General features: G+C 74.8%; 4 protein-coding genes. 2 read left to right on the forward strand and 2 right to left on the reverse strand.

Annotated features, from left to right (window positions below; genetic code table 11):
• Nucleotides 1-41 precede the first annotated feature (41 nt).
• Nucleotides 42-464, reverse strand: coding sequence for a tautomerase family protein (locus ACFU6K_RS35800; RefSeq protein ID WP_380670330.1), 423 nt, complete (start codon nt 462-464; stop codon nt 42-44).
• 71 nt (nt 465-535) lie between these two features.
• A complete protein-coding gene (locus ACFU6K_RS35805) occupies nt 536-1,237 on the reverse strand; it encodes an SDR family oxidoreductase (RefSeq protein ID WP_380670332.1) in 702 nt (233 codons plus the stop codon).
• A 160-nt stretch (nt 1,238-1,397) separates the two neighbouring features.
• Here ACFU6K_RS35805 and ACFU6K_RS35810 point away from each other — a divergent pair, with 160 nt between their 5' ends.
• Together ACFU6K_RS35810 and ACFU6K_RS35815 are read left to right on the forward strand one after the other, a co-directional pair.
• Entirely contained in the window at nt 1,398-2,009 is a 612-nt protein-coding gene (locus tag ACFU6K_RS35810; RefSeq protein WP_380670334.1) for a TetR/AcrR family transcriptional regulator, read from the forward strand.
• Nucleotides 2,010-2,046: 37 nt separating this feature from the next.
• Nucleotides 2,047-2,763 carry an HAD family hydrolase gene (locus ACFU6K_RS35815; protein WP_380670335.1) on the forward strand — a complete coding sequence of 239 codons (717 nt, stop codon included), beginning with the start codon at nt 2,047-2,049 and terminating at the stop codon, nt 2,761-2,763.
• The last annotated feature ends 43 nt before the right edge of the window (nt 2,764-2,806 follow it).

A 2,806-nucleotide genomic window follows, 5' to 3' on the forward strand; every position in this document is an offset into this window, starting at 1 on the left:
GCGCCGCCACCGTCGGGAGCGACGGCGGCGGCGCGGGTGCGTCAGTACGGCAGCGGGCGGTTCTCCCGGGCCCACAGCTGCTCGGCCTCGCTCCGCTCCGGGGGCGGGGTGAGGCCGTCGATCATCCACAGGTTCCGCGGCGTCTCGTCGACGTGGAACTCGCAGTACAGGCCGCGGTCGGTGGTGTGGGGCGCGAGGAGGGCGGCGAGCGCCTCGCGGGTGCGCCTGCGCAGGTCCGGGTCCTCGGTGTGGCGGGCGATGTGCTCGACCACGACCCGTACGGCCGCGCCGTGCGGTTCGCCGCCGACGTGGAAGGAGTCGGCGGCGACCTCGTGGAAGAGGACCACCACGTAGAACTTCGGCAGTCCGAAGCGGGTGTAGAAGCCCGTGATGTCGGTGGAGAGCTGCTGCTTCTGCCCGGGGTCGTAGGTGCCGGGCGGGTGGTAGACGTGCCACAGGGGCATGGCGGTTCCTCCTGGTTGCCGGTTGCGTCGTCGGTTCGGCCGGTGGTCCGGCCGGTGGTCCTGTCGGGGTGTCAGCGGCGGCCGAGGACGGCCAGGCCCTCCACGGGGCCCGACAGGGCGGCCTTCAGGGCCCGGGTGGCGTCGTCGACGAGCACCTCGTGCTCGCCGCGCTCGACGCCGTCCAGGACGGCGCGGGCCACCTCGGCGGGCGGGATCTTGTCGACCGGGACGGCCGCGACCATCTCGGTGTCCGCGAAGCCCAGGTGCACGCCGACGACCTGCGTGCGCTGGGCGGCGAGTTCCAGGCGCAGCGAGTTGGTCAGCGACCACAGCGCGGCCTTGGAGGCCCCGTAGGCCCCGGCCCCGGCGCCCCAGGACAGCAGCGAGTGGATGTCGACCAGCGCGCCGCCGCCGCGGGCGGCCAGCACCGGGGCGAAGGCCCGGGCGATGCGCAGCGGGCCGAGCACGTTGGTCTCGAAGGTGTCCCGGACCAGCGCGAGGTCGGCGCTCAGCAGCGGCGCCGGGTGCAGGACGCCGGCGTTGTTGAAGACGATGTCGACGTCGTCGGCGCGGGCCGCGAGGGCGGCCACCGAGGCGTCGTCGGTGACGTCGAGCGCGAGGACCTCCACGCGCGGGTCCTCGCTGGTGTCGGGGGTGCGGGCGGTGGCGTAGACCTTCTTCGCGCCGCGGGCCAGCAGTTCCGCGGTGAACGCCCGGCCCAGGCCCCGGCGGCCTCCGGTGACCAGGGCGGTGGAGCCTTCGATCACGGTCATGGTGCATCTCCTCGCTCTCGGGGCGGCACCGGCCGTCGACGGCGGGCACCGCAGCGTTTAGATTATTACCATCATCTAAAGGGGATGGGAAAGTGGACGCACCAACCGGAAGCACCGAGTGGACGCACCACGCGTCGTACGAGAGGGAAGGAGCCGCGCCATGCCCCGCGTGTCCCGCGCCGAGGCCGAACGCACCCGCAGCCGGGTCGTCGACCACACCGCCCGCCTGATCCGGGAGAAGGGCGCCGACCAGGTCAGCGTCCCCGAGGCGATGGCCGCCGCCGGACTCACCCACGGCGGCTTCTACCGGCACTTCGCCTCCAAGGACGACCTCCTCGCCGAGGCCCTCACCGCCGCCTTCACCGAACGGCGCGACGCCATGGAGGAACTCGCCGACCAGCCGCCCGCCCGGCGCACCCCCCGCGCCGAGTTCCTCCACCGCTACCTGTCCGAACTCCACCGCGACCACCCCGGCCACGGCTGCGCCGCCGCCGCCCTGGCCGCCGACGCCGCCCGCACCGAACCCGGCTCCCCGCTGCGCACCGCCTACACCGCCGGACTGCGCGACCTCGTCGACGCCCTGGCGGCCCTGCCCGAGCCCGCCGAACGGCAGGAGGCGCTCGCCGACCTGTCCACCATGGTCGGAGCACTGCTGCTCGCCCGGGCGAGCCAGGACGCCGACCTGTCCGGGGAGTTCCTGGCCGCCGCCCGCCACCGCCTGGCCGTCGGGGACGGAAGCGAAAGCGGCGGAGGGGAGCCGGCGACCGCGTAGGGTCCCTACGTACGTGGACCCGGCGAAAGGACGGACCGTGCCGATCCGAGGCGTGCTCTTCGACGTCGACGACACCCTGTTCGACTACTCGGGCTCGGAACGGGCGGGCATCCTCGCCCACCTGCGCCACCTCGACCTCCTGCACCGCCTCCCCGACCCGCAGACGGCGGTGGCGCTGTGGCGCGAGGTCCTGGAGGAGCAGTACGCCCGCTTCCTGGCCGGGGAACTGACATTCACCGGCCAGCAGCGCGAACGCGTCCGCCGCTTCCTCGCCCGCCTCGGCGAGGACACCGCCGCCATGCCCGACGAGGCCGCCACCGCCTGGTTCGCCGGCTACGCCGCCCACCGCGACGCCGCCTGGACCGCCTTCCCCGACGCCGCCCCCGCCCTGGCCGCCCTCGCCCCCACCCACCGGCTCGGGATCGTCTCCAACGCCCCGATCGACCAGCAGCGCCCCAAACTCCACGCCACCGGCCTGCTGCACCACTTCGCCGACACCGCCCTCGTCGGCTCCGACCGGCCCGGCGAGGCCAAACCCGCCCCCGCCATCTTCCTGACCGGCTGCGCCCGCCTGGGCCTGCCCCCGCACGAGGTCGCCTACGTCGGCGACCGGTACGACCTGGACGCCCTCGGCGCCCGGGGCGCCGGCCTGCGCCCCTTCTGGCTCGACCGCGCCGCCTCCCGCGCCCCGGTCGACGACGGCATCCACGTCCTGCACACCCTGGCCGAACTGCCCGCCGCCCTGGCGACCTGAGCCGGGGCCGCTCGGTCGCGCGGGAAGTCGGCCGGGCCGACTT

Source organism: Kitasatospora sp. NPDC057512, assembly GCF_042802135.1.
Classification (GTDB): Bacteria; Actinomycetota; Actinomycetes; order Streptomycetales; family Streptomycetaceae; genus Kitasatospora.

What these genes read in the sequence shown, in the direction of transcription:
- ACFU6K_RS35800 (WP_380670330.1), bottom strand. Translation starts at nt 464, where the DNA reads ATGCCCCTGTGGCACGTCTACCACCCGCCCGGCACCTACGACCCCGGG.
- ACFU6K_RS35805 (WP_380670332.1), bottom strand. Translation starts at nt 1,237, where the DNA reads ATGACCGTGATCGAAGGCTCCACCGCCCTGGTCACCGGAGGCCGCCGG.
- ACFU6K_RS35810 (WP_380670334.1), top strand. Translation starts at nt 1,398, where the DNA reads ATGCCCCGCGTGTCCCGCGCCGAGGCCGAACGCACCCGCAGCCGGGTC.